Annotated in this window: 23 protein-coding genes and 1 tRNA gene; 15 read left to right on the forward strand and 9 right to left on the reverse strand. The window is 62.0% G+C overall.

The features are described 5' to 3' along the window. The first annotated feature begins 62 nt into the window (after positions 1-62). Both ACVW1C_RS39770 and ACVW1C_RS39775 read left to right on the forward strand, forming a co-directional pair. The gene (locus ACVW1C_RS39770) at positions 63-1,568 is read left to right on the forward strand and encodes a hypothetical protein (RefSeq protein ID WP_456762873.1); all 1,506 of its coding nucleotides are present in this window, start codon (positions 63-65) and stop codon (positions 1,566-1,568) included. After that, a complete protein-coding gene (locus tag ACVW1C_RS39775; RefSeq protein ID WP_456762874.1) occupies positions 1,565-1,894 on the forward strand; it encodes a hypothetical protein in 330 nt (109 codons plus the stop codon). The genes ACVW1C_RS39770 and ACVW1C_RS39775 overlap by 4 nt, the downstream gene beginning before the upstream one ends. Before the next feature lie 33 nt (positions 1,895-1,927). On the opposite strand, the gene ACVW1C_RS39780 is transcribed toward ACVW1C_RS39775, so the two are convergent. Then, positions 1,928-2,860, reverse strand: a complete 933-nt coding sequence (locus ACVW1C_RS39780) for a phosphatase PAP2 family protein (protein ID WP_456762875.1) — start codon at positions 2,858-2,860, stop codon at positions 1,928-1,930. A 115-nt stretch (positions 2,861-2,975) separates the two neighbouring features. Then, positions 2,976-3,182: a hypothetical protein gene (locus ACVW1C_RS39785; RefSeq protein WP_456762876.1), complete on the reverse strand. Its 207-nt coding sequence runs from the start codon at positions 3,180-3,182 to the stop codon at positions 2,976-2,978. Between the two features lie 744 nt (positions 3,183-3,926). On the opposite strand from ACVW1C_RS39785, the gene ACVW1C_RS39790 reads away from it, so the two are divergent. The 4 genes from ACVW1C_RS39790 to ACVW1C_RS39805 all read left to right on the forward strand — a co-directional run bounded on the left by ACVW1C_RS39790 (position 3,927) and on the right by ACVW1C_RS39805 (position 5,625). Continuing rightward, positions 3,927-4,106 carry a hypothetical protein gene (locus ACVW1C_RS39790; RefSeq protein WP_092117602.1) on the forward strand — a complete coding sequence of 60 codons (180 nt, stop codon included), beginning with the start codon at positions 3,927-3,929 and terminating at the stop codon, positions 4,104-4,106. Positions 4,107-4,334: 228 nt separating this feature from the next. Further along, complete coding sequence (locus ACVW1C_RS39795) at positions 4,335-4,772, forward strand: hypothetical protein (protein WP_456762877.1); 438 nt, start codon at positions 4,335-4,337, stop codon at positions 4,770-4,772. Beyond that, positions 4,772-4,963, forward strand: coding sequence for a hypothetical protein (locus ACVW1C_RS39800; protein WP_456762878.1), 192 nt, complete (start codon positions 4,772-4,774; stop codon positions 4,961-4,963). The genes ACVW1C_RS39795 and ACVW1C_RS39800 overlap by 1 nt, the downstream gene beginning before the upstream one ends. A 410-nt stretch (positions 4,964-5,373) precedes the next feature. Beyond that, positions 5,374-5,625, forward strand: coding sequence for a DUF7662 domain-containing protein (locus ACVW1C_RS39805; RefSeq protein WP_456762879.1), 252 nt, complete (start codon positions 5,374-5,376; stop codon positions 5,623-5,625). Positions 5,626-5,822: 197 nt separating this feature from the next. Here the strand turns inward: ACVW1C_RS39805 and ACVW1C_RS39810 are convergent, their stop codons facing one another. The 6 genes from ACVW1C_RS39810 to ACVW1C_RS39835 form a co-directional block, all read right to left on the reverse strand. Then, positions 5,823-7,181: a PIN domain-containing protein gene (locus ACVW1C_RS39810; protein WP_456762880.1), complete on the reverse strand. Its 1,359-nt coding sequence runs from the start codon at positions 7,179-7,181 to the stop codon at positions 5,823-5,825. A 227-nt stretch (positions 7,182-7,408) separates the two neighbouring features. Continuing rightward, complete coding sequence (locus ACVW1C_RS39815; RefSeq protein ID WP_456762881.1) at positions 7,409-7,705, reverse strand: hypothetical protein; 297 nt, start codon at positions 7,703-7,705, stop codon at positions 7,409-7,411. After that, the gene (locus ACVW1C_RS39820) at positions 7,702-7,887 is read right to left on the reverse strand and encodes a hypothetical protein (RefSeq protein WP_456762882.1); all 186 of its coding nucleotides are present in this window, start codon (positions 7,885-7,887) and stop codon (positions 7,702-7,704) included. The genes ACVW1C_RS39815 and ACVW1C_RS39820 overlap by 4 nt, the downstream gene beginning before the upstream one ends. Before the next feature lie 318 nt (positions 7,888-8,205). Next, positions 8,206-9,006 carry a hypothetical protein gene (locus tag ACVW1C_RS39825; RefSeq protein WP_456762883.1) on the reverse strand — a complete coding sequence of 267 codons (801 nt, stop codon included), beginning with the start codon at positions 9,004-9,006 and terminating at the stop codon, positions 8,206-8,208. Positions 9,007-9,594: 588 nt separating this feature from the next. Then, positions 9,595-10,896, reverse strand: coding sequence for an AAA family ATPase (locus tag ACVW1C_RS39830; protein ID WP_456762884.1), 1,302 nt, complete (start codon positions 10,894-10,896; stop codon positions 9,595-9,597). Between the two features lie 15 nt (positions 10,897-10,911). Beyond that, the gene (locus tag ACVW1C_RS39835) at positions 10,912-11,400 is read right to left on the reverse strand and encodes a hypothetical protein (protein ID WP_456762885.1); all 489 of its coding nucleotides are present in this window, start codon (positions 11,398-11,400) and stop codon (positions 10,912-10,914) included. Between the two features lie 285 nt (positions 11,401-11,685). Between ACVW1C_RS39835 and ACVW1C_RS39840 the strand changes: the two genes are divergently transcribed. From ACVW1C_RS39840 to ACVW1C_RS39870, 7 genes are all read left to right on the forward strand, one after another. Further along, positions 11,686-12,153: a MerR family transcriptional regulator gene (locus ACVW1C_RS39840; RefSeq protein ID WP_456762886.1), complete on the forward strand. Its 468-nt coding sequence runs from the start codon at positions 11,686-11,688 to the stop codon at positions 12,151-12,153. After that, complete coding sequence (locus ACVW1C_RS39845) at positions 12,153-12,476, forward strand: hypothetical protein (RefSeq protein WP_456762887.1); 324 nt, start codon at positions 12,153-12,155, stop codon at positions 12,474-12,476. The genes ACVW1C_RS39840 and ACVW1C_RS39845 overlap by 1 nt, the downstream gene beginning before the upstream one ends. Beyond that, positions 12,476-13,891: a phage portal protein gene (locus tag ACVW1C_RS39850; RefSeq protein ID WP_456762888.1), complete on the forward strand. Its 1,416-nt coding sequence runs from the start codon at positions 12,476-12,478 to the stop codon at positions 13,889-13,891. Before ACVW1C_RS39845 ends, ACVW1C_RS39850 begins: the two co-directional genes overlap by 1 nt. A gap of 10 nt (positions 13,892-13,901) precedes the next feature. Then, positions 13,902-15,644, forward strand: coding sequence for a phage major capsid protein (locus ACVW1C_RS39855; RefSeq protein ID WP_456762889.1), 1,743 nt, complete (start codon positions 13,902-13,904; stop codon positions 15,642-15,644). A gap of 2 nt (positions 15,645-15,646) precedes the next feature. After that, complete coding sequence (locus ACVW1C_RS39860) at positions 15,647-15,862, forward strand: phage head-tail joining protein (protein ID WP_456762890.1); 216 nt, start codon at positions 15,647-15,649, stop codon at positions 15,860-15,862. 175 nt (positions 15,863-16,037) lie between these two features. Next, positions 16,038-16,322: a hypothetical protein gene (locus ACVW1C_RS39865; RefSeq protein WP_456762891.1), complete on the forward strand. Its 285-nt coding sequence runs from the start codon at positions 16,038-16,040 to the stop codon at positions 16,320-16,322. Continuing rightward, a complete protein-coding gene (locus ACVW1C_RS39870) occupies positions 16,319-17,347 on the forward strand; it encodes a tyrosine-type recombinase/integrase (protein WP_456762892.1) in 1,029 nt (342 codons plus the stop codon). Before ACVW1C_RS39865 ends, ACVW1C_RS39870 begins: the two co-directional genes overlap by 4 nt. Before the next feature lie 64 nt (positions 17,348-17,411). Here ACVW1C_RS39870 and ACVW1C_RS39875 read toward each other — a convergent pair. Continuing rightward, positions 17,412-17,488 (reverse strand) — tRNA-Arg (locus ACVW1C_RS39875). 289 nt (positions 17,489-17,777) lie between these two features. On the opposite strand from ACVW1C_RS39875, the gene ACVW1C_RS39880 reads away from it, so the two are divergent. Continuing rightward, positions 17,778-22,985 carry an alpha-2-macroglobulin family protein gene (locus tag ACVW1C_RS39880; RefSeq protein ID WP_456762893.1) on the forward strand — a complete coding sequence of 1,736 codons (5,208 nt, stop codon included), beginning with the start codon at positions 17,778-17,780 and terminating at the stop codon, positions 22,983-22,985. Between the two features lie 107 nt (positions 22,986-23,092). Continuing rightward, on the forward strand, positions 23,093-25,135 hold the full coding sequence (pbpC, locus tag ACVW1C_RS39885; protein ID WP_456763292.1) for a penicillin-binding protein 1C: 2,043 nt from the start codon (positions 23,093-23,095) through the stop codon (positions 25,133-25,135). Positions 25,136-25,173: the final 38 nt, after the last annotated feature.

Below are 25,173 nucleotides of genomic sequence, written 5' to 3' on the forward strand. Positions count from 1 at the left end.
TCCGCATCTCCTGCAGGCGAGCCAGGCAGAAATCCCGGTACAATTCGTTGATGAAATCCCACATGACCGAATCCCCTTTTGGTGCAATGACGGGACGATACCCCGGCTTTGTTTCCGGCCGGCTTCGCGGCTTCCGGAAAATGGCTTCATCGAAGGGGAGTGGCGTGGCGATCCCGGCAGGATTCGAACCTGCAACCCGCGGAGTAGAAATCTTTCGGGCATCGAGTGAAATCACGGAAGCGGCAGGTCTTCGATACGCCCAGGCGCAGCTCGATGAGCAGGAGAAGATTGCGAAAAGCGGCGACGTCAGCGTCACGTTGCTCGATAAAATACTGTCGGCGCTGCTGCAGAAGACAGACCATCAGGCAGACCATCAGGCACAGCAGAACGTCGACAAACTCGGCAAGTCGACGCCATTGTCTGGAAACAGGACTGAGAGCGAGAACCAGGGCGCCGGCTTCTGGGATGGTGTCAGTCGAACCGGCAGTCACCGAACCGTCGCGAGTGACCACGCAGACCCGAACGCTGGCCTACACTCGGTCGAGAGTGGCGCCAAGGAGCGCGGTCAGCGTTCAATTCACGAGTCACCGGCGCCGAGACTGAAGCAGCCTTGGCCGCATGAAGAGATAGCTCCGCACATCCGGAAGCCGCTCTTTAGCGATAAGCCCTATGACCCGCGAGAAGACGGACTAACAGAGCGTGATCTGCGGCGACTGCGAAATGCTGTGCCGTATGGCGGTCTCCCCGAAGACTTCGGCGGTACCTACGGTGATGACGGTCAATTCCACGGGCGTACGCAACAACAACCCCAACAGCCGCATGTGCCACTGCCCCAGCCGCGTCCGCCAGAAGCTGACCAGCAGAAGCAGGGAGCACTGCCAGATGCGAGCCAGCTTAATGGTCTGAGCACGGCCTTTGCCGGCTTCATCCAGGGCGTGGTGGAGGAGTTGAACAAGGGAAAGGCGCAAACCACGACGGGCACCGATGCGCAGCCGGTGCAGAGCGCCGATGCCCGTCAGGCGCCGAGCGGCGACACAGGCGACGACCTCGATCAATCGGCCGGTCAGGTTGACGACAGCCTCAAGGGGTTGGCGTCGGCCGTCGCCGAAGCCGCGAATAGCATCCGTGGCGCTGGAGCAGAGGCGGGACAGGAGCCCACATACGCGGCCACTGGCGGCCTGATCACGGGACCAGGCTCGACGGTCTCAGACAGCATCCCCGCGATGCTTTCGAACAAAGAATTCGTGGTCAACGCCGCATCCGCGGAGAAGCACATCGGGCTCCTGCACGCGATCAACAGCGGAAGGGACATCCTCCATTTTGCCGTTGGCGGACCCGTCGGAATCATGGGCAATGTTGGATTGCCGTCGATCAGTGGTGCGACGGTCGCGTCTTCATCTGCCGGCGGCGCCGGTCAGCATTTTGGCACGGTCGACCTCCGAACCGATCACGGTGACTTTAAGGTTACCACCGAGCGCGACACAATGCGCCATCTCAATTCTGCGGCGCAGAAAGCCAAGAGGTACACGACCGGGACCAAGCCGGGCTGGTACGGGGGATCGAAGTGACGATCGATCGTGATCAATTCCTGGAGATGTGGCGGCTGCTCGGAGAGCGCCTATACATTCTCAAGTCGCTAAGCCTGGCGCACCCCCGATGCGTTGCCGAGGCCTTCCTACTTGAACGCGAGCGAAGTGGATCGAAGGGACAGGAAGCCACGACGATCGAGGAAATCCGGCAGATCGGCGAAGCCGTAACAGCCGCCGCGGACCTCGTGCAATGCGCCGACAAGTTGGTGCGCGATATCGCCGAATGGTGTGACGCGGCACAGGCTAAACAGGTGGAGGAAGCGCGAAGTTCGCTGCAAGCGGCGACGCCGGCCAGGAATGCATGATTTCAGGCGCTGCGTCTCTCGCCAGCAACATCGTCACCCATGTTTCACTTTCCGCAGAATAAAGACCGTGGCAACAGCGGTAGCCAGCCCGAAAACGATATCAATGAGGTAGTGACCGCCGGCGGTGATCGCGGAGAAAATCATTGCGATGTTGAGCGGCAGGTAAAGCGGGAACAGGGGGGTTCGCCAGCTCGATAAGATTAGGATCAGTCCCATTGCAGCGTGGAATGAGGGAAACTGAATAATTCCGGTTATCCGCGACAGGTCGATGACCTGCATTGCCCCCGAACGGATGGCGCGGAAATCCGGCAGGTAGAAGCCACTCGTCAGATGCGACACCCCGTAATGGGCCCATGCGCCCTCGGCAGGCAATATCAGCGACAACGGCATGATGATGAGGAGCGAAACTGCGACGAGCCAGGACAGCAGGCGCATCTGATAAAGCCTGCCGCTGGCGCTCAGATTGGCTGCCAGAATCGCCAGCTGCGGTGCGAGAGACCAATAGACGATATTGAGGATCTTGCCGACGAGGGGATGCTCCAAGCTTGTCCAGTTGAAAACGGCTAGCCAGTCGAAGCCGATCTTTTGATCGACAGAAGCGAGAGCGTCATCGACCAACGGAAATCCGCAAGCCGCCGCCAGATAGCTCAGGACACCGGCCGCATTGGCGAAGGCGACGTACTGAGCGAAGGTCAGCAAGAATGAAGCCAGCCGCTTGTTCGGCCTCCATGCGGTCAAGGCAGAGCTTGCGGCGACGAGTACGAGCGTCACTGAAGGAACAGCCCAACCGATCGAGATGGTAATATCAGAGTAGAAGCTCCAGATCGCATCGATCGCGACGATTGACGCAATGACGATCCACATCGCCGTGTGATTTGCAGCCGACGTGGATATCTGAGTTGGCAAAAGATCTTCGGAAGAAGCGCTGGCTAGCGCACCGAGGCGCGCCCGCTCAAAAAAATTCATGGAAATGGCCGCCCGTACCTGAAATGGCGGCAGGTTATCATGACAATTAGAGCGTGCTCAACCGGTGGTTTTGGCAAACCGACCGACGTCATCGCAGCGGATCAGCGCCGTTCGTTCATCGCATCAGCTTGAACAGTTGGAGAACATCGGCCAGCCGCAGCTTGGTGCCGCGTGGCATGTTCTCGAGGAGCACGTGCCGTGTATCCGCAGCGATCTCGTCGCGCTTGAGCGGGCTCTTCTCCGCGTGGAACAGCTGCATCTTGGCCGCGAACTGGCGGGCAGCCTCCAGCGGGATCTCCAGCGGCTTTCGGGTTATCGACATGCCTGGGAGATAGGTATTCCGGGCCGGTTTGCGAGTTCCGCATAGACCAATGGCGCATTGTCCTGCGCAGGCCAGTTTGAAGAAACTCTGAGCACGCAGCGGCGACGCTACAACGCTTGCGGAACTACAGCACCAGCGCCGGGTATGGGGCGCTGGTGTTTTTTCACCGGGCTCAATCTCCGATGAAAGTGGCCCAGCACTAGGGGTAAAGCCTCGCAAGGGAGGAGGAATGTGGATTCTAACTGGCGCGACGGCCGGCGCTGCGCTCGGCGTCGCTTACGTCCTCGTTCGAACTTCCGGAATGTATAAACAGTCCGCCCGGCAGATCAGAGTCATTGCGGTTCTACTTGGCGCATTCGGTGCTGCCGTTGGTGCGGCTTGCGGCGAAATCATTGCCGTGATCGCGTCCTAAAGAAGCATGATCCTGCGGCGGCTTTCTCGGAGTCGGAGTAGGGGCGGTCGCCGACGTGCTTCATCAGTCTTCCTTTGATCGTCCGAACCGCCCTTTAGCCGCGTCCTGGGTGTGGTGCCAGAGCTCTATGCTCTTCCGGGTCAAGGCCAGCATAGAACCGTTCCCACGCCTCCCGGAAGCGGCTCTTGGCGCCTTCCAAGTCGGCTGCACCTCCGCTGCTGTATCACTTGTAGGCTGTCGAGTGTGACGTGCGTCACGGCGACCCTCGCTCGGAGTTCGTATCCATCCCGCACCGGTCGCAATGGAGCCGCCGGCAACAGGAGGGAAAGCAGATGAAGATGACGAGCATTCGTGAACTGTCAGCCGACGAACTGGGAGCAGTTTCAGGAGGCAAGCCGACCAGCCCGGTCAGTGTTCCCGGAAATGCGTTCGACAAGCTGCTGGCGGCGATCGACAAGAATCTTGCGATGGTGAAGGACCTGAAGCCGGGCGGCTACCTTCCGCCTGGCTAAGGCAATGAGACACATCGCGGCGCGCGCACGGCGTTACGTTACGGTTCGGCTCTCTCTATAGAGAGCCGTAACCCGTAACCGAACCTAGCCCGTGTTATTCACCCTCCACTGTCCGCCGTAGTCGCGATCGACGGGGCCGGTCCAGTACCGAAGGAATTGTTTGCGGCGCCAGGGCATGCGCCAATAATCGCGCCGATCGCGCGTTCACTGGCGCCGGGGAGGTTTGGGATGAAACCGGTAACCCGGAGGTTCAGCCTGAGCATGATTGCGGGCGCAGCGGCCGCCTCTACGCTTCGCGGATCAGCCGCGGGCAATGATCTGCCTGATCCAGCCTTGGCGGCCATTGCCAAACATCGTCAGGCGTCGGCCGATCATTTGTCATCAATCTACGCGGTCGATGACACCGATCCGCGCACGGACGAGCGTTACGACGCCGAAGACCACAACGAAGCATGCTGTGTCGCGGCGATGGATGCCGCATGGGATCTAGCCACAACGATCCCCGCGACGCTGGCCGGCGTCGCCGCTGTGCTTCGCTACGCCAACGAGTGCGAGGACAAGGGCGAGGAGTGGCCCGTCACCGACACGATCGGCAGCGACGGTTGGCACTACCGGCTCCGCCAGTCCGCAGCGAGAGCGCTGGAAGCGCTACAGGGGATGGTCTGATGGCAAAGGAGGAATCCTGGCATCGCCGCCAAGCCGTAATGTTGGCAAGCCAGCTTCCGGAGAAAACGGAGGACGCGTTGCTGGTATTGCGCTTGGCGACTCAGCTTGTGACGGACTTCCTCACCGTCGACGAGGAGGAGAAGAAGTCGGCTCCCGTGATCGCTCTGGTCGGTGGCAACGACTGCGCCTGATACGACGCCCTTAGGGCATCTTCTCTCAGCTCGCCGGTTCACAGCCGGCGAGCTCTTTGTTTTTGCGGCGAACGAGAACAAATGCTGAAGCGCCGTGTACGATCCGTGTACTGTCCACTCAGCGGGACCAAACGGGAAAGCTTGAAACTAAAGGGGTTTCTTCAATATGCGCTGAGACACGATATTTTAGAGAACGGAACGTCCATCGCGTTGAAAACATTGGCGATCCCGGCAGAACGAATACTGGCAGCAAATTCAACGTGATAGGGCGGCTAACCGGCCTTATGGCGACATTTGCCGAGCTTAGGTTTTCGGTCCAATGGATAACCGGCGCAAGAGCGCCATCTTGGTCCCAAGTCGAACCTGACCGCGATATAAACTCAGATCGTTGGATTGGGGGGAGGGACGCGATGTCGATATATGATCCTTTGAGAGATAAGCTGATCGCAAACACCTCTGCCTCGATCAAGATGACCTTCGCCGACATCGAGATGCTAATCGGTCGCTCGCTCCCGAAATCAGCCTATGAATATGATGCTTGGTGGGCCAACGAAGACCCGAACAAGACCAATCACAGTCACAGCCTTGCGTGGACCGTGCCAGGATATCAAGCCGAACCAAATCGATTGCAGCGGACGGTAACGTTTCGGAAAAAGGGATAACGTCCCGTGAACTTCACCGCCGCGATCGAACCCGTAGCTGTTTTGGCCCGGCGCTCCGCTCGTTGAGGCTGCTCGATATGCCGAATTGGAAACAATTCGATCTAGAAGCTGCCAAGGTTTACCCGCACCTTAAAAAGGAGCCGGGTGACTTACAGGCTATACTCGAACGATTTTCTGCTTTAGCGGCTGCAAAAAAATCAGCTGAAAAAGCGCATCATCGAGTTCCTAACCTCCTCGGGAAGGATTGCCTGGACGACTTGATCTGACCATTCTGCCGCCTTCTCGGTGATGACGAGTGTGGCCGAGACATCTACGGGGTCACGAAGGTTCGTTGCATCAACATGAAGTCGCATGGCTAGTCGTTTCGGCAAATCCGGGCCAGTCGCCACGAGGATGCTGTCGGAGTAAGTCCGCCGGGGCCGAAAATCGGCACACTGAAGTGCAGCTTGCTTGTGGTTTCGAGCCTCGGGACGTGCGACCCAGTAGAACGCTATCGGATCACGGGAAGGGGGCGAAACCTGCACCGGGATACTGCCTAACAAATCAAAGCGCGCGCGTGGTCGCTCTGGTGGTTCCGGCCTTTGCAGTCCAACATACTCGGCCACGTCATTTCTGTCGGCCAGCAGCAAGCCCTCGCCCTCGAGATCAAATTCGATGCGAAGTCCGTCAGCCGCGACGCCGCTATCATTTATCACTCGATAGGAAATCGCGGCGGCAGCACCCATGCGCCGAACATGATCGTGAAGTTCAGTGTAATAGGCTCGGATCGCCCTCTCGAAAGTTGCGTACTCGTTATAGTAACGATCGATGCGGACGCTTGATATTTCTAAAGCGTTGGAAACGGACGACCAGAAGGGGTCTCTAGGCGGATACCGTAGTTCGGCTCGCGGATGCTCGGCCAAGTACGCTGTTGCAAGCTGGTTCGCAATTTCAGAATCGAGTGGCCGGAGCACAGGTCGGATCACTTGGATTTCTGAGGTTGTCTCGTTTACGCCCTCAAGCGCAATGACTATGTTTGGTCTTGTCTCCTTTGCCTGGCGCTCTAGCTGTTTAATTCGTCGTTGATCGTCTGTCTGCTCCGCAGGCAAGAGCCAATCTTCGGCAGGCTTGTATGCTTCGACCCCCGCAACGCGCGCTCGAATTAACGGCCCCGTGTCGTGTGAAAACACGGCAGCCCCGTTGCCAAAAGACAAGGTCTCGGCAACGAGTTGGTGATCAGAGTTGGAGGGATCAAAATTTGGGTATGCCGACCAGTCGACGCGCGCATTGTTCGAGATCACGAGGCGCACCCGAACCGGACTGTCTTTCAAAACAAGTGCGAAATCGGGTTCTAGTGATGCCTTATCTATAAGCTGCAACGCCAAGCGCGCACGGGTGCGGCGCCGCTCGTTGGTGCTTGTCTTATGTTCATCCAATTCACGAACTACGGCGTCGGCAATCATTAGATCGACGGCGTCCGCTCTAGGAAATAGATCGCCCCAGGGGATATCCTTTAGATCACGAACCTGGATAAACGCATTCGTGTCGACGAACAGTATCTTGGTTTCGCTGGCCATGTCCCTGGAATTAACGCAGTTTCTGGCCAGAAAACAGAGCAATTGGGCGGCGCTAATATATACTCCTAGGAAAAAAGTCAGAACTAGTCATGCCGGGGGCGCAGGCGCGAACCGCGTTGTGCGTTGAAGCACAGTACCTAAATACAGTCGTTCCGCCGCCGCGCCCGAAGGGGCGGGAGTTGCGGCGCACTTATCGCGGTCGCGAGATGTCGACACGGAGCGTCCTGCTAGGGGTTGATATTGCTGTCGGCGCTCGTCTGCCGAGCGGAGATCAAATCGCACAACCGCTCGATCTCCATATGTGCGTCGTCGAATTGATCACCGCCCGCTTCAATCAAATCGCAGTATTGCTCTATCAATTCCTTCTCAGCTTTCAAGGCTGACAATCTGTCGAGCAGTATGCCGATCAATTCCATCTCGTGATCATCGAGTTCCCGCAGCCCGTCAGGTGCGGCTACGCGTTGTCGTGCCTGACGCACCGCAGCTAGGTCCACGATGTTGCTATAGTCGGATTTATTGCTCATTGCGGCTTTTTCTGCCGCATGAATTCGTCATACGCCGACAGCACGAAACTAATCTTCTCGATCTGATCGGCCTGCATCGCTCCGTCGAGCTTTCGAGCAGCATCGGTGTGGTGAAACCTTCCCGATTGCAGGTCCGCCAAATTGCTGCGGAGTTGCCTGATTTGCTCTTCAATTGTGATCATTTCATCACCTTAAACACGGGCGTGCCGCATCCCTCACCGAACAGCGATTGCCGTCCGACGCTCCGCAGGCGTTGCCCTCTTGCGATTTGGGGTGCTCGTCACGAGCGGCTTCGGTCGAGCGAGCTAATCCGAACACCGTCGCGCACCAAAAGCAACATTCTGACCGTGACAGTCACGCGGTTCTGTGGGTTCGGTTGATAAACCCCAATTTCTAACCCGTGAAACTACGGGGTTCGATCGCTGCTTTGTAAAGGCGCGAACCGCGTTGCTCAGAGGCTACAGCCCCTATGTTTGGGCCATTCCCTTCACGCAAGGCTCTTAGAGGGGAGATCGAATTATGTTCGGCACCAATAGCTTTTTGCCATTTTGGCCATAGGACACGACTACCGTTGAGAAATCGGTGCGGATAGCGGCGGCAACGCAATGCTCGCCGATCACGCCTTCATAACGCGGGACTTGCCGATGTAATCTGACGAGCGAGACTAGAAAATCGAGCAACGGGCGAGGATCAGCCTGACCTTGCAACGACTGTAGCCGTCGTTTTAGTTGCTTCAGGCCGCCTGTAATCGCAAGGTTGGAGGGGCCGACACAACCATAGACACCCCAGAATGCTTGAATACCGGGAGGTTCGCTGTCTTCGGCTGGCGTCAAAATGTACCGATCAAATTTCCCGTGCGGTGTGCTGAACCTCATGAACTGATTTTTTCTCACCGGATTAGGAGCGCCAATATTTGTGATGCAGGCGATGGCAGGTTGCCTAACTGAGTTAGGCGAGTGTCCGAGACCGATGATTGCAATCTCTAAGCCGTACTTTGTGAGGTTCGCGTCTTGATCCAGCGCCTTATTTAACTCGTCGCGAATACAGTTCGTAATTTCTTGAAAGACTTTTTCCCAAGCCTTGAACCCGTGGAGCTTCTCGACGATCCACGCATCAGTCTTGACGCCGCGAATTGATGCGAGACCAGTGAACGACATGAGCAACTTGGCGTCCACGCAATGGACTATAGCCATTTTGATGGTTTGGTCGTCTATGAGCTTACCGGATTTTGCATCAGTTACTCTCGTGTCTGCGACCTGAAATGCCGCATTCCCTGTGGCCGCTGAAATAATGAAAGTCACGTGTCTCCCTCGCATCGGCAGGGGCAGCTAAGTAGAAATCGAGATCGCTGGCTTATGTAAGGCGACCCCGCTCCCGCCGTCTCACTTGCCCAGCGACCATTTCGTGGGGCGCCGAACGGTCAGGGTTGAGGCCAGGCGCGTCCCCGGTCGAGTGCCGCCAGATCGGCCAGGACCGACGCAGGACGGCCTTTGCGGTTCGGGGCAGTTCAGTCAGATGTAGAGCGCCGGGCGCATCCAGCAAGCGCGGCGCGAAGCCAGCGAAGTAGCTTTTGAGACCGGTCGGCGATGGTCTCCGCAACGTCTGGTCTCCCGATCCGGCCACGTTGGCGTTGATGAACTCAGCGACGCCGCTGCCCCTCCACCGTGCTGTGGCCTCTCTCTCTTTGACAGTCCCGACGCCCCGAGCCCGATGGTGGATAGCGCACGGTGCTTCCAGCACCGCTGGTGCGCTTCCACCAGCCGGGGGGTTATAGGGGGGAGGGATGGAAGGGTTGGTGGAAGCCGGTGGAAGCATGGTGGAAAGCTGGTGGAATAGGTTGGTAAATCGTGACAGCAGCCTTAAACTGCGCCATTCGGCGCAGTCGGCGGCTACGTCGCAACGATCCGCGTCCGCTGGCGCGACGGCGGCCCCTCGGTCACCACGCGGATTTTCAAGCAGCGGAACAGGCGCAGCATAGCGTCGGTGAGCATATCATTGGACAGCTTGTGGGCCCTGGCTTCCGGCTCCTTGGAAAAGGAGGCCGGAGCGTAGGTCGTGCCCTTCTTGTCCGAGACGTTGCGGCCCTCCTTGGTAAAGCGGTCGAGCAAGGTCAGAAACACCTGTTCGGCGCGCTGCCCGGCAAGCTGTGGGTCGAGCGAGCCGCCGCGCGGCTCCGGCACGAAAACGCCGTTCCGGTAACGCAACGGCACGCTATCGCCGAGCGGGCCATACTGGTTCTTTTTGAATTCAAGAACACGGAGATCAGGATCGGCCGTGCCGCCGCCCTCGTTCTCAGTCGCAGCGCGCAGGTACATGCGGCCACGGACCTTGCCGTGCCACGCCGTCGATCCGCTGAGGCCGGAGCCGCTGTTTGTGCCCGCAAGCGAGGGGTGCGAGTTGACGATGACCGCGCAGTCCGACGCCATCGCCAGTTTGCGGAGCAAGCCAACGAACAAGGACACCTGCACCCGGTCGTTCTCGTTCCCGCCGAAGATGTCGGACAGCGTATCGAGTGCGACGATGACCGGATGGATGTCGCAAGCTTGTTCGAGCAGTCGGTCGTAGCGCAGCGTCGGCTCGATGTTGCCGTGCCGGTCGAACCGCGCCAACGTCATATCTTCGCCCGCGTATGAAGCGGCATACAGTCCGTTGACGACCAGTTCGGAGAACGGCTCGTCGTAGTGGCGGGCAATGGCATCAAAGCGGCGATGCAATTCGTCCGCGTCGTCCTCAGCGCCCATGTAGATCACCGGCCCTGGCTCAGGCAGGCTGCCGATCCAGTCGCGACCGAGCACGGCGGAGCACAACAACTGCTTCAAGAGGAGCGACTTGCCGATGCCGCCTTCGCCCGAGAGCAGCGTGACCTGACGCCCAGGAACGCGGTCGCGCACGGCCCAGATACGGGGCGGCGGCGGTTCGTCGTCCCAAGGCGTCATATCCATGAACCTGATCGGCTCCGACGCCGCGAGGGCGATCGGATCGGACGGATCGGGGATGCGGGTTTCGTTTCGTGCGGCGGCGATCAAGGCGTTGATGACCGGCATATAGCCACCCTGGGCGATCCCAGCGGCGGTGATGCGATCCCGGATTTCCTCGTCGGTGTGGTGCAGGCGCATCGCCCGCTTGATCATGCTGATCAGTTCCGCTTTCGCCTGAGCGCCGTTGCGGCGAGAATGCCAATTGTTGTTCATGGGCCTGTCCATGGCTTACACCTCGCCGGTTTCCGAGAGGCCAAGGGCCTCGGCGAGGTCTTCCCAGAAGGTCGGCGGCGGCTCGGGCGCCGGCGAAGGCGCGGACGCCTTGGGCTCGACATTGCGGCTCAGGTCGATGCCGCGTTCCCGGGCCCAATTCGCGAAGAAGCCCTTGTCGTCGTATTCCGTCGCGGGCGGCTTGATCCGCGTCGCTGTCACGTGGTCGCGCGCGACATGCCAGCCGCGCTCGGCCATCCTCGCGGCAACGTCGTCAAAGTAAACGCCGATCCAGACGTTGCGCGAGCCCTCAAACGTCGGAACGCAGGCAAAGCCAAGCTCAAACGCGGCCACGATGACGGCGCCGGTGCTGATGTAGCGGCCAGCCCAGTTCTCGATCCAATGCTTCAGGTCGGACGAGACCGGGGAGCTCAAATTGCGCGCCCAGCGCGAGCGGCGGCAAGGATCAAAGAAGTCCTTGGCGATCTCAACTTGTTCTCGGCTCACTGGCCTGCGCTCGGCACCCTGCACCGCAACGATCCGCGAAGAACCAACTTTGTGTGAGCCAACGGTGCGGTGCCCGCCAACCAGACCATTGGCGCAGATGGGCCAAGGACCGATTTGGGTCGGCCCGCTCGTGGACAATTCCACGTGTGAACTATACGATGGGGATCTCACTGATTTATCTCCTGTTCTAATCCTCTCTCGGCCTGATCCGCCGAGGGAGGGTTGCTGCACAAATCTGTATTACGCACTTGCGTAACATTTGTTGTCGTGTTACGCAATTGCGTAATGGCAGATTATGAAGCAAAGCAGTTCGATATGGAGACCGTTGCCAAGGCTGCGGGCTGCCCTTTTCCGACGCTGGCGTCGTGGCGACTGCGCGGCAAACTCTTCAAAGAGACCGTCACGGGCACGAAGCATTCGAAATACTTTTCGTTGACCGATGTCTGCATTGCGCGCGCGGTCAAGATGCTCACCGACCGGGGCATCAGCACCAAGGACGCGATCGATACTGTCGATCATTCGTCGGTGCGTGTGCAGATCGTCGCGCTCCTGAGCGGCGAAAAGGTCTCATCGATTTTCGGCTATCACCTGAACTCCAAGGGCCGCGACGAGAAGCGCCGTTTGGACAGCTACTTCTTCGAACCGGACGATTTCCGCAACATGTTGAGCAAGGCTGGCGGCGTCATGATCACGATCGATCTGGCCGCCGTTATCGATCATGTGCGCAACGCTCTCAAAATCAAGGAACCGTAATGAATATCCAAGGCGAACAACTCACGATCGCTGAGCTTGCCGACGCCCTCGGCAAGCCGATCAGCTTGGTCGGCGATATTTTCCAAGACACCCTGTCGGGCTTGCTCACCAGCAAGACCGTGTGCGAGCACGTCAAGACCGGGGCCGCTATGTCGAAGCTGCGCCGCCAGATCAAGCGTTTGCGCGTTCGCGTCGACGGCGATGACGAAGTGACGCTCGCCGAGATCGCGGACGTATGCGGTATTCCTGTCGAACACGTGTCGACCTATTTCTTTGTGCGCCTGCACCAGCGCACGCCCATGATCCGTGCGGCGGCGTCGTAATGAACGTCCTCCGCCGCACACGCAACGCTTTCCGCGCTTTCACCCGCGCGTTCAGCGGTTACGACATCACCGGCGGCTCCGGCCGCTGGCCGACGCAATACGCATTGCATTCGCCGATCAGCCAGCAGCTTGCCGCTGGTCGATTGGCGTCGCGCAAGGTCGCGCACCAAACGGAAAATAACGCTTTGGTTGCTTCGATCGTGCAGCATGCGGTCACGGCCATCATTGCCGACGGTCCGACCGTGCGCGCCGCGCATCCCGATCCCGAGATCGCCGCGCAATTGCACCGCGCCTGGAACAGCTTCGTTCAGGATTGCACCGTTGAGGGCGGCATGGCGCTCGGCGGCTATCTGTCCCGCGTCGCTCGCGGCTTCTATGTCGATGGCGAAAGCTTTACCCAACTCGTCACCGATCCGGTCACGATGCGGCTGAAGCTGCGCTTGTTGACCGCCGATCAAGTCGATAGCTCGAAGACAATCCCGTCGCTCGGCATGACCGGCGATTTGCCTATGATCGTTGCCGGTGTCGAGTTCGACGGGGAAGGGCGCCGCGTCGCGTATTGGGTCTTCAAGACGCCGCCGGACGCGCCCTGGGCTAGCATCGAGCCCGCCGTACGCATCTCGGCGCTCGATATCTGCCACGTGTTCGAGCCGCACTTTCCGGGCGTGCCGCGCGGTATCTCGCCCATGACGGCCACGGCGCCGCTCGCAATGCAACTCGATAGCGCGGTCGACGCGGCGATCATGAAGGCGCGCGTGTCTTGCTTGGTCACGATGATCATCCGCGATCCCAACGGGGAGTTGACCCTTGACGGTCAGACCGATCCGGCCAGCTTGTATCTAGACGCGGGCAGCACGATCACGCTGCCCCCCGGCGCGGATGTTTCCTTCCCGCCGGTTTCTGAGATGTCGACCGTCACGGAAGTCATGTCCTACATCTCGCGCCAAATCTGCGCGGGCGCAGGCGTACCGCCGTTTATGGCGACGGGCGATTTCGGCGCGATCAATTTTTCCGCTGGCAAGCTCGGCTTGGCGACGTTCCAGCGCCGGGTGAGGGCGATCCAGCAAAATCACATCGTGGCGCAGTTGCTGAACCCGATTTGGGATCGGTTGGTGCTGCTCGAAGTGCTGTCCGGCCGGATGCGCGCGCCCGACTACGAAACCAACCCGGAGCGCTATAGCGCGGCGTTCCTGTTCCCTGGCTGGCCTGCCATCGACGAGTTGAAGAAGGCCAAGGCGGACACGCTCGCAGTCGCTGCCAAGCTGCGCTCGCGCCAGGAGATCATCAGCGAAGGCGGGCGCGATCCCGCCGACGTGGATGCCGAAATCGAAGCCGATCCGTTCGCGGCGGACGATCTGTCCGCGAGCGCCACCAATATCACCAACCAATCCGAAACGGAGACGCAGAATGCGTAACTCAGCACTCTTGCTGCGCGAAAGCGCAGTTGATCTTACCCGTCGCGACGCGATCCCGCGCCCGCGCACCTTTGACGCCGAGGCCATGACCATCGAAGCCGTCATTGCGTCGACCACGCCGGTTCGGCGTCGTGACGTGCGTGGCGATTTCATGGAAGTCCTCGATCCCGCAGGCTTGGACCTCGGCGTCACCCGTGGCGCGTCGGTGCTCGATAGCCATCAACAGGGCGGCATCGACAACGTGCTCGGCACGATCGACGATGTGTGGATCGATGGCAGCGAAGTGGTCGCCCGCCTGCGCTTCTCGTCGCGTCCCGAGATCGCGCCGGTCGTGACCGATATCCGCAACGGCATCATCCGCAATCTCTCCGTTGGCTATCAGGTCGACGAGTGGCGTGCTGGCAAGGATGCCAGCGGCCAGCGCACCATGACGGCCGTCCGCTGGTCGGTCCGCGAGGCGAGCTTCGTGGCGGTGCCTGCCGATCCGACCGCGCGCACCCGCGCGGCCAACGATGATCGCGCCATCCGTGAACTCGGTCGGCGCGTCGGCGTCCCTGTCGATCGCGTCAACTCCATCATCGAGCTTGGCGCGAGCATCGTCGACGCGCGCCGGGCTTTCCTCAACGACGTGCTGGACCGGGCTGTCACCGTTCGCAGCGGGAGCAACAACATGCATAATTCGACTACCATCGATAACCCGGACGTGTTCCAGCGCGCTGCTGCTGAAGCGCTCTATCTCCGGATCGCTCCGAATTCGACGCCGTCGCCGCAGGCCCGCCAGTATGTCGGCATGTCCTGCGCCGACGTTGCACGCGAATGTCTGCATCGCGCAGGCATCTCGACGCTTGGCATGGCCGCGCCGTCCCTGGTCACTCGCGCGTTGCAGACGACCTCGGACTATCCGGCCTTGCTGGCGAACCTCATGAACAAATCGCTGCGCGACGCGTATCAGGTCGCGCCGAGCGGTATCCGCCGCATTGCGCGGGAAACGACTGCGCCGGACTTCCGCGCCAAGTCGCGCATCCAGCTTGATCATTCCGGCTTCACGCTTGCCGAGGTCAACGAGGCCGGTGAATTCGAGCGTGGCTCGTTTGTTGACACGGCAGAAAGCTACCGCATTGCGACGTTCGGCAAGATTTTCGCGATCTCGCGGCAAGCGCTGATCAATGATGATCTCGGCGGTGTGGGCGACATCACACGCCGCCTTGGGCTTGCGGCGGCGGAATTCGAAAACCAGAAGCTAGTTGACTTGCTGCAATCCAATTCGGGCCTCGGTCCGACGATGAGCGACAGCATCGCGTTGTTCAATGCGGCGCACGGCAACATTGCGAGCGCGGCGGCGCCGAACGTGACCTCGCTGTCGGAGGCGCGGCTCTTGATGCGCTCGCAGACCGGCCCTGGTGGCGGCATCATCTCGGCTGTACCTGCTTTCCTGCTCGTTCCGAGCGCGTTGGAGACAACCGCCGATCAACTGGCCGTAACCACGAACCCGATCACGTTCACCGACGTGAACCCGTTCACCAAGTTGACGCCGATTGTTGAGCCTCGGTTGACGAGCGCGACGCGCTGGTATCTGGCCGCTGATCCAGCGCTGTTGCCGTGCCTCGAATACGCTTACTTGGCCGGTGCTCCCGGCCCGCAGATTGAGACGCGTGTCGGCTTCGATGTTGATGGCGTCGAGACCAAGGTCCGATTGGATTTCGGCTGTGGCGTGATTGAGCATCGCGGCCTCGTCACCAACGCTGGCGCGTGATTATGGCCGATCTCGCTGCATTGCAGACGCAACTCGACGCGCTGAAGCGCGCATACCGCTCCGGCGTGCGTACGGTCGAGTACGACGGTCGCTCGACTTCATACGTTACCGGGGACGAGATGCGCGCGGCCATCGCATCGCTTCAGAGCGAGATCGCGCAGATTGAGGGCACGGCGGCGCCGACGATTGGCGTCGTGCGCTCGACGAAAGGTTACTGACGCTGGGATGATCGAGAACGATCAACAAATGAGGGCGATGCGGCCAGCCCAATAACGACAAGTCGATCTCCCTGCCTGCGTCAGGTTCTTCATGACGGGGTCAAGGTCGGCAAGGCCGCCAACATCTCGACGATATCCGTCGAGCCACGCAGACGGTGGTGAGAGGCAGGAGATCATGGGCAGCAGCAACGACGCCTGGGAAGCGTTCTGCGATTTCGGGAAGCGCGGTCTTACCGACGGCGAATACCGGGAGCGATGGGACATCAAGACTTTCCCGCCCAAGAAAAAGCGTGTCCGCAAGCGGTCCGTGACGCTCGCGCGCGCGATGCGTCAGGCAAACGAGGCTGGACTTGCGGTCAGCAGCGCGACCTTGAATGCGGACGGTAGCGTGACGTTGACGTTTGGCGAGCCGGTGAGCCGTACGGGTGGGCAGTCCAACGAATGGGATACGGTGCAATGAGGCCCAACAAGTTGCCGCGCTATACGCATGGTTACATCGACCGCCATGGTCACGCGCGGTTCTACTTTCGCCGGGCAGGGCAGAAGTCGGTTGCGCTTCCCGGCCTGCCGTGGTCGCCGCAGTTCATGGAAGTGTACGAACGCGCCTTGAAGGAGGGCGCTGCGATCGAAATTGGCGCCAAGCGTACAAAGGTGGGCTCCGTTAGCGCCGCGCTCGTCAGCTACTATCAGTCGAGCGCGTTCGCTGATGGGTTGGCGAAGAGCACGCAACAAACCCGCCGCGCCGTGCTTGAAGTGTTTCGCTCAGAGCATGGCGAGAAGAGCGTCGCGCAGATGCCCGCGACTGCGCTACAGAACATTATCAACAAGAAGCGGCCCGCCGCTCAACGCAACTTTAAGAAGGCGATGCGCGGTTTCATTGAGCATTGCATGAGCCATGGCTTGATGAAGAATGATCCGTTGGTTGCCCTCAAACTCTCGAAGATGAAGACCAAGGGGCACCACACTTGGACAGAGGAAGAGATCGCGCAATATCGAGAGTGTCACGCGCCGGGTACCAAGGCACGATTGGCGCTTGAACTGTTGTTGCAAACCGGCCACGCTCGCGCCGATGTGGTTCGCATGGGGCGGCAGCACGTGCGGGGCGGCAAGCTGTCGATGCGTCGGCAGAAGACCAATGTACAGTTTGATATTCCGATGTTGCCCGATTTGGTCGCTGAGATCGAACTGCATTCAAAGACCGATCTTGCCTATTTGGTCACCGAGCGGGGCAAGCCGTTCACCGCTGCCGGGTTCGGCAACAAGTTTCGGGAATGGTGTGATCGGGCCAAGCTGAACCATTGTGCGGCGCATGGGCTCCGCAAAGCCTCTGCCGTTCGTCACGCTTTGAACGGTGCAAGCGCGTTCGAATTGATGGCGTGGCACGGTTGGAAGACGATCGGGGAGGCTCAGCGGTATGTGGACGAGGCGAACCGCATCCGATTGGCCGAGAGCGCTGGGGCCAAAATGCGAACAACGAGTGGCTAACCTACCGACTTGGTTAGCCAATTCGGACGAAAAGCGTTGTGAAATCAATACCCGATTTTGGTGCTGGTGATCCCGGCAGGATTCGAACCTGCAACCCGCGGAGTAGAAATCCGCTACTCTATCCAGTTGAGCTACGGGACCGTGGCCGCCTTTTAGCACCCGCATTATGAAAAATCCGCCTTTCCGCCAAGTCCGTCCGAACCGATTTTTGTGGTCAGACGACAAAGGCGAGCAGGGGTCCCGTCCTGCGTTGGCCAGACCCGCCCGCCGAGCCGGCATGACGCTGCCGCCGGGGCAGGTCGAAGGAATGTCGGCAATGCAATCTGCGACGTTTTCGTCCGTTCATGTCAGCGCCTTCACTCCGTCACCTTTTCGCGCATTTTTTAGCCCCAACGCGGCGTTCGACCGCGGGGCGTTCAGGAGCTCCATCATGATCGGATTGGTTCGTGCGGCCGCAATTTGCGCCACGTTGGCGCTCGGCCTGGTGAGCGCCCAGGCCGCGGACAAGGCCTTCAGGCGCGACGACCTCGCGGATTCCGCGATCAAGCTGGAAGCCCAGATCAAGAGCGAGGCGGGCGCGGTCAACAAGTCGGCCGCGACCTTGCGCACCGACGCGGACGCAGCCTTCAAGCGCAATGATTTCCGCGGCGGGCTCACGATCCTCGGCCAGATCGCGGCAACCGCGCCCGAGGATGGCGCCAACTGGCTGCGGCTTGCCAAGACCGTGTTCCAGATCCGCTCGGCCAGCTCCAGCGAACAGACCTTCCTGATGGAGCGCGCCTCCACTGCCGCCTACATCGCCTATCAGCGCGCCGGCAATGCGGGCGAGGAGGCCGATTCGTTGGCCGTGCTCGGCAAGGCGCTCGCGGAGCGCAAGCTGTGGCGTCCGGCGCTCGACGCGCTGCGGCTGTCGCTCGACCTGCGCGAGGTCGCCGATGTCCGGGGCCAGTATGAGAAGATGCGCGACGAGCACGGCTTCCGGCTGCTCGATTATACCGTCGATTCCGACGCGGCCTCGCCGCGGGCCTGCTTCCAGTTCTCCGAGGAGCTGGCCAAGCGCGTCGACTTCGCGCCGTACCTCGCGCTGGCCGGCACCGACAAGCCGGCTTTGTCGGCGGAAGGCCAGCAGCTCTGCGTCGACGGGCTGAAGCACGGCGAGCGCTACAACATCAATCTGCGCGCCGGCCTGCCGTCGACCGTCAAGGAGACCCTGCCGAAATCCGCCGAGTTCAACATCTATGTCCGTGACCGCAAGCCGTTCGTGCGGTTCACCGGGCGGGCCTATGTGCTGCCGCGGACCGGCCAGCGCGGTATCCCGGTGGTCAGCGTCAACACGCCGGCGGTCACGGTCAACGTATTCCGGATCGGCGACCGCAACCTGATCAACACCGTGATCGACAGCGACTTCCAGAGCACGCTGAACCGCTATCAACTCTCCGATCTCGGCGACCAGCGCGGCGTCAAGGTGTGGTCGGGCGAGCTCGCCACCGCCACCACGCTGAACCAGGACGTCGTGACCGCATTTCCGGTCGACCAGGCGCTCGGCGACCTGCAGCCGGGTGTCTATGTCATGACCGCCGCGGCCAAGGGGCCGGGCAGCGATGACGATGGCACGCTGGCGACGCAATGGTTCATCGTCTCCGACATGGGCCTGTCGGCCTTCTCCGGCAACGACGGTATCCACGTCTTCGTCAATTCGCTGGCCTCGACCGAACCGGTCGCCAATACCGAAGTGAAGCTGGTCGCCCGCAACAACGAGATCCTGGCCACCCGCAAGACCGATGCAGGAGGCCATGTGCTGTTCGAGCAGGGGCTGGCGCGCGGCGAGGGCGGATTGTCGCCGGCACTGCTGACGGTGACGGGCGAGAAAGCCGACTACGCCTTCCTGAGCCTGAAGACCAACGCTTTCGACCTCACCGACCGCGGCGTCGCAGGGCGCGCGATCCCGGCCGGCGCCGACGCCTTCGTCTACGCCGAGCGCGGCGTCTACCGCTCCAACGAGACCGTCTATCTGACCGCGCTGCTGCGCGATGGACAGGGCAATGCCTTGACCGGGACGCCGCTGACCATGGTGATCGAGCGGCCCGACGGCGTCGAATTCCGCCGCACCGTGCTGCCCGACGAGGGCGCCGGCGGCCGCATGCTGGCGGTGGCGCTGAACTCCGCGGTGCCGACGGGGACCTGGCGGGCGCGTGTCTTTACCGATCCCAAGGGCTCGTCGGTCGGCGAGACCACCTTCATGGTCGAGGATTACATCCCCGAGCGGATCGAATTCGACCTGACCAGCAAGGAGAAGGTGATCAAAGCTGAAGTTCCAGTGGAACTTCAGGTATCCGGCCACTTCCTCTATGGCGCACCGGCCTCGGGGCTGCAGCTCGAAGGCGACATGCTGGTCGCGCCTAGCGCGGCCGGCCGGCCCGGCTATGCCGGCTACCAGTTCGGCGTCGACGACGAGCAGACCGCGAGCAACGAGCGGACCCCGATCGAGGACCTGCCGGAGGCCGATGCCAATGGCGCGGCGAGCTTCCCGGTCAAGCTCGAAAAGGTCCCGGCCTCGACCCGTCCGCAGGAAGCCCAGATCTTCATCCGCATGGCGGAGACCGGCGGTCGCTCGGTCGAGCGCAAGATCGTGCTGCCGGTGGCCCCGGTGGCCTCGTTGATCGGCGTCAAGCCGCTGTTCGGCGACAAGAGCGTGGCCGAGGGTGACAAGGCGGAGTTCGACGTCGTGTTCGTCGCGCCCGACGGCAGGCAGCTGCCGCGCAACGGACTGCGCTACGAGCTGTTGAAGCTGGAGTCGCGTTACCAGTGGTACCGGCAGAATTCGTCCTGGCAGTATGAGCCGGTCAAATCGACCCGCCGCGTCGCCGACGGCGACGTCAATCTCGCGGCCGACAAGCCGATGCGCCTGACCTTCCAGCCGCAGCCCGGCCGCTACCGGCTCGATGTGAAATCGACCGATGCCGATGGTCCGGTGACCTCGGTGCAGTTCGATGTCGGCTGGTATTCCGACGGCAGCGCTGACACGCCCGATCTGCTCGAAACCTCGATCGACAAGCCGGAATATCAGTCCGGCGACACCATGACGGTGTCGGTCAACGCGCGCACCGCCGGGAAGCTCACGGTCTATGTGCTGGGCGACCGCCTGTTGACGACCCAAAGCGTCGACGTCAAGGAGGGCACCCAGCAGGTCAAGCTCCCGGTCGGCAAGGACTGGGGCACCGGCGCTTACGTGATGACGACGCTGCGCCGCCCGCTCGATGCCGCCGCCGGGCGCATGCCGGGCCGCGCGATCGGGCTAAAATGGTTCGGCATCGACAAGAAGACGCGCACGCTTGCCGTCGAGCTTTCGCCGCCCGCCTTGGTGCGGCCGGGCACGACGCTGAAGATTCCGGTCAAGCTCGGCGGGCTCAATCCCGGCGAGGACGCCAAGGTGGTGCTGGCTGCGGTCGATGTCGGCATTCTCAACCTGACGAATTACAAGCCGCCGGCGCCGGATGACTATTATCTCGGCCAGCGCCGCCTGACGGCGGAGATCCGCGACCTCTACGGCCAGCTGATCGACGGCATGCAGGGCACCCAGGGTCAGATCCGCAGCGGTGGTGACGCCGCCGGCGCCGAGCTGCAGGGCTCGCCGCCGACGCAGAAGCCGCTCGCGCTCTATTCCGGCATCGTCACGGTCGGACCCGACGGCACTGCCGAGGTGAGCTTCGATATCCCCGAATTCGCCGGCACGGCGCGGGTGATGGCGGTGGCGTGGAGCGCCACCAAGCTCGGCCGCGCCAATATTGACGTGATCGTGCGCGATCCCGTGGTGGTGACCGCGACATTACCGCGTTTCCTGCTGACCGGTGACAAGGGCACCATCAGCATGGATATCGACAATGTCGAAGGCGCCGCCGGCGATTACGCCGTCAGCGTCAAGGCGAGCGGCCCGATCAAGGCTTCGGGCAATCCGACCACGACCGTGAAGCTTGCCGCCAAGCAGCGCACGTCGCTGTCGCTCGGCCTCGAGGCCGGCGGCGCGGGGCGCGCCGATTTCGACGTCGACATTTCCGGGCCGAGCGGGATGACGCTGGCGCGGCACTATGCGCTCGACGTCAAGCCGGCGACCCAGGTGCTGGCGCGCCGCTCGATCCGCACGCTGGCGAAGGGCGAGAGCCTGACGCTGACGTCCGATATGTTCTCCGATCTGGTGCCGGGCACCGGCAGCGTCTCGATCTCGGCGAGCCTGTCGACCGCGCTCGATGCCGCGAGCATCCTGAAGGCGCTCGATCGCTACCCCTATGGCTGCTCCGAGCAGATCACGAGCCGCGCATTGCCTCTGCTCTATGTGAACGATCTCGCCGCCGGCGCCCATCTTGCGATGGACACCGCGGTCGACCAGCGCATCCGCGACGCGATCGAGCGGCTGCTGGCGCGACAAGGCTCGAACGGTTCGTTCGGCCTGTGGTCGGCGGGCGGCGACGACGCCTGGCTCGACGCCTACGTCACCGACTTCCTGACCCGGGCCCGCGAAAAGGGCTTTGCGGTGCCGGACGTGCTGTTCAAGAACGCCCTCGACCGCGTCAGGAACTCGGTGGTCAATGCCAACGAGCCGGAGAAGGACGGCGGCCGCGATCTGGCCTACGGCCTCTACGTGCTCGCCCGCAACGGCGCCGCGCCGATCGGCGACCTGCGCTATCTTGCCGACACCAAGCTGAACAATCTGGCGACGCCGATCTCCAAGGCGCAGCTGGCCGCGGCGCTGGCCCTGGTCGGCGACAAGGCGCGGGCGGAGCGGGTCTATGGTGCCGCGCTCGATGCGCTGAACCCCAAACCGGTGATCGAGTTCGGCCGGGTCGATTACGGCTCGGCGCTGCGCGATGCGGCGGCGCTGGTTTCGCTCGCAGGCGAGGGCAATGCACCGCGCACCACGCTGACCCAGGCCGTGCTTCGGGTCGAAGCGGCGCGGGGGCTGTCGCCTTACACATCGACACAGGAGAATGCGTGGATGGTGCTGGCGGCACGCGCGCTCGCCAGGGAGACGATGGCGCTCGACATCAACGGCCAGCCGGTCAAGACCGCGGTCTATCGCAGCTACAAGGCCGAGGAGATGACGGGCCAGCCGCTCAAGATCACCAACACCGGTGACGCGCCGGTACAGGCGGTGATCTCGGTGTCGGGCTCGCCGGTGACGCCGGAACCCGCGGCCTCCAACGGCTTCAAGATCGAGCGCAGCTATTTCACGCTCGACGGCAAGCCGGCCGACGTCAGCAAGGCGAAACAGAATGACCGCTTCGCGGTTGTGCTGAAGGTGACGGAAGCGAAACCGGAATTCGGTCACATCATGGTGGCCGACTATCTGCCGGCCGGGCTCGAGATCGACAACCCGAACCTGGTGTCGTCAGGCGATTCCGGCACGCTCGAGTGGATCGAGGACGGTGTCGAGCCGAAGAACACCGAGTTCCGCGATGACCGCTTCACCGCGGCGATCGACCGGGGCGCCAACGACAAGTCGGTGTTCACGGTTGCTTACGTGGTGCGTGCGGTGTCGCCGGGAAAATACGTGCTGCCGCAGGCCTATGTCGAGGACATGTACAATCCCTCGCGCTACGGCCGCAGCGGCACCGGTGCGGTCGAGGTGAAGCCGGCGAAATGAGTGATCGTGGAATGAGCAAGGACGCGCGCTCAAAGCTTGCCTCGTTATCCCCGGGGGAGCCCGGGCATGACGGCGGCAACAGACGGGCGCTTCGCGTCGTTGCCGTAATGGCCGTCGTGCTCGTTGCGATCGCCGGCGCGTTTGCCGCCTGGGTGGTCTCGCTCGGGCCGCTGCCGCTTGCGCAGGCGCAGCGGGTCTCGACCACGGTCATCGACCGCAATGGAAAACTGTTGCGCGCCTATGCAATGGCGGACGGACGCTGGCGGCTACCGGTCGATGCCAAGGCATCGGTCGACCCCACCTATCTGAAGCTGTTGTTCGCCTATGAGGACAAACGCTTCTACGAGCATCACGGCATCGATCCGCTGGCGCTGTCGCGCGCCGCGCTCCAGCTGCTCACAAGCGGCCATATCGTGTCGGGCGGCTCGACGATCACGATGCAGCTGGCACGGCTGATCGAACCGCGGCACCAGCGCTCGGTTTACGCCAAGCTGCGGCAGATGGTGCGAGCCGTCGAACTCGAGCAGCAGCTGTCGAAGGACCAGATCCTGGATCTCTATCTCGCGCTGGCGCCGTTCGGCGGCAATCTCGAGGGCGTGCGCGCCGCCTCGATCGCCTATTTCGGCAAGGAGCCGAAGCGGCTCTCGCTCGCCGAGGCCGCGCTGCTGGTGGCGCTGCCACAATCGCCGGAGCGGCGGCGGCTCGATCGCCATCCGGAAGCCGCCCACGCCGCGCGCGACCGCGTGCTCGACCGCATGGTCGAGGACGGCGTGGTGGCGAAGGAAGACGCCGCGCAGGCCCGGGCCACGCCGGTACCGAAGCTGCGCAAGCAGATTCCGATGCTGGCGCCGCATTCCTCCGATCAGGCGATCGCGACGATGAAGGATGCGCCCGTCATCAAGCTGACGCTCGATGCCTCGCTGCAACGGAACCTGGAGGCGCTGGCGCGCGACCGCGCCATCGCGCAGGGATCTGACGTCTCGGTTGCGATCGTGGTGGTCGACAATGAGACGGGCGACGTGCTCGCGCGGGTCGGCTCGGCGGATTATTTCGACGAGCGGCGCGCCGGGCAGGTCGACATGACGCGCGCGGTGCGCTCGCCGGGCTCGACGCTGAAGCCGTTCATCTATGGTCTCGCCTTCGAAGACGGTTTTGTCCATCCCGACAGTCTGATCGAGGATCGGCCGATCCGCTTCGGCTCCTATGCGCCGGAAAATTTCGACATGACGTTCCAGGGCACCGTGCCGATCCGCAAGGCGCTGCAATTGTCGTTGAACGTGCCGGCGATCGCGCTGCTCGACCGGGTCGGCGCCAGCCGGCTGTCGTCGCGGCTGAAGCAGGCCGGCACCAACCTCGTGCTGCCGAAGGACGAGGCCCCGGGGCTTGCGATGGGCCTCGGCGGCGTCGGCATCACGCTGCAGGATCTCGCCCAGCTCTATTCCGGTTTGGCGCGGCTTGGCGCGACAAAGCCGCTGCGCGAGATCGTGCAGCCGAATGACGGCCGAGAAGCGATGCGGCTGATGGATCAGGCCGCGGCGTGGCAGGTGGGCAATGTCCTGCTCGGCACACCGCCGCCGGAGAACGGCGTGCATAACCGGATCGCGTTCAAGACCGGTACCAGCTACGGCTATCGCGATGCCTGGTCGGTCGGCTTCGACGGCCGCATCACCATCGGCGTCTGGGTCGGTCGCCCGGATGGCGCGCCGGTGCCGGGGCTGGTTGGGCGCACGGCGGCGGCGCCAATCCTGTTCGATGCCTTTGCACGCACCGGCAAGATCCCGGCGGCGTTGCCGAAGCCGCCGCGCGGCGTGCTGGTCGCCTCCAACGCAAAACTGCCGCCGCCGCTGCGCCGGTTCCGGCCGCTCGGCGAACTGGTTCGCAGCGGCAACGACCAGGCGCCACACATCCAGTTTCCACTGAACGGCTCACGCATCGACGTCGATCAATCGGAGGGCGGCAGTCATGCAGCGATGCCGGTCAAGGTCGCCGGCGGGGTGCTGCCGCTGACGGTCCTCGTGAACGGTGTCTCAGCCGGGGACATCGACAGCCGGCGGCAGCGCCTGATCGACCCGCCGGGGCCGGGCTTCGCGCGGCTCACCGTCATCGACGCCACAGGGGCAGCGGATACCGTTGTGATCCGCGTGCAATGATCGCGCGGGAAAGCGGAACAGCACGGTTGTTTGCGCTG

This window comes from Bradyrhizobium sp. USDA 4011 (assembly GCF_054063415.1).

Excerpts from the sequence above, each read along its gene's own strand:
- pbpC (WP_456763292.1), top strand. The coding sequence starts at position 23,093 with ATGGCCGTCGTGCTCGTTGCGATCGCCGGCGCGTTTGCCGCCTGGGTG.
- ACVW1C_RS39785 (WP_456762876.1), bottom strand. The coding sequence starts at position 3,182 with ATGTCGATAACCCGAAAGCCGCTGGAGATCCCGCTGGAGGCTGCCCGC.
- ACVW1C_RS39870 (WP_456762892.1), top strand. The coding sequence starts at position 16,319 with ATGAGGCCCAACAAGTTGCCGCGCTATACGCATGGTTACATCGACCGC.
- ACVW1C_RS39880 (WP_456762893.1), top strand. The coding sequence starts at position 17,778 with ATGATCGGATTGGTTCGTGCGGCCGCAATTTGCGCCACGTTGGCGCTC.
- ACVW1C_RS39800 (WP_456762878.1), top strand. The coding sequence starts at position 4,772 with ATGGCAAAGGAGGAATCCTGGCATCGCCGCCAAGCCGTAATGTTGGCA.
- ACVW1C_RS39815 (WP_456762881.1), bottom strand. The coding sequence starts at position 7,705 with ATGAGCAATAAATCCGACTATAGCAACATCGTGGACCTAGCTGCGGTG.
- ACVW1C_RS39805 (WP_456762879.1), top strand. The coding sequence starts at position 5,374 with ATGTCGATATATGATCCTTTGAGAGATAAGCTGATCGCAAACACCTCT.
- ACVW1C_RS39795 (WP_456762877.1), top strand. The coding sequence starts at position 4,335 with ATGAAACCGGTAACCCGGAGGTTCAGCCTGAGCATGATTGCGGGCGCA.
- ACVW1C_RS39840 (WP_456762886.1), top strand. The coding sequence starts at position 11,686 with ATGGCAGATTATGAAGCAAAGCAGTTCGATATGGAGACCGTTGCCAAG.
- ACVW1C_RS39820 (WP_456762882.1), bottom strand. The coding sequence starts at position 7,887 with ATGATCACAATTGAAGAGCAAATCAGGCAACTCCGCAGCAATTTGGCG.
- ACVW1C_RS39850 (WP_456762888.1), top strand. The coding sequence starts at position 12,476 with ATGAACGTCCTCCGCCGCACACGCAACGCTTTCCGCGCTTTCACCCGC.
- ACVW1C_RS39830 (WP_456762884.1), bottom strand. The coding sequence starts at position 10,896 with ATGAACAACAATTGGCATTCTCGCCGCAACGGCGCTCAGGCGAAAGCG.
- ACVW1C_RS39845 (WP_456762887.1), top strand. The coding sequence starts at position 12,153 with ATGAATATCCAAGGCGAACAACTCACGATCGCTGAGCTTGCCGACGCC.
- ACVW1C_RS39770 (WP_456762873.1), top strand. The coding sequence starts at position 63 with ATGACCGAATCCCCTTTTGGTGCAATGACGGGACGATACCCCGGCTTT.
- ACVW1C_RS39810 (WP_456762880.1), bottom strand. The coding sequence starts at position 7,181 with ATGGCCAGCGAAACCAAGATACTGTTCGTCGACACGAATGCGTTTATC.
- ACVW1C_RS39780 (WP_456762875.1), bottom strand. The coding sequence starts at position 2,860 with ATGAATTTTTTTGAGCGGGCGCGCCTCGGTGCGCTAGCCAGCGCTTCT.
- ACVW1C_RS39860 (WP_456762890.1), top strand. The coding sequence starts at position 15,647 with ATGGCCGATCTCGCTGCATTGCAGACGCAACTCGACGCGCTGAAGCGC.
- ACVW1C_RS39790 (WP_092117602.1), top strand. The coding sequence starts at position 3,927 with ATGAAGATGACGAGCATTCGTGAACTGTCAGCCGACGAACTGGGAGCA.
- ACVW1C_RS39865 (WP_456762891.1), top strand. The coding sequence starts at position 16,038 with ATGGGCAGCAGCAACGACGCCTGGGAAGCGTTCTGCGATTTCGGGAAG.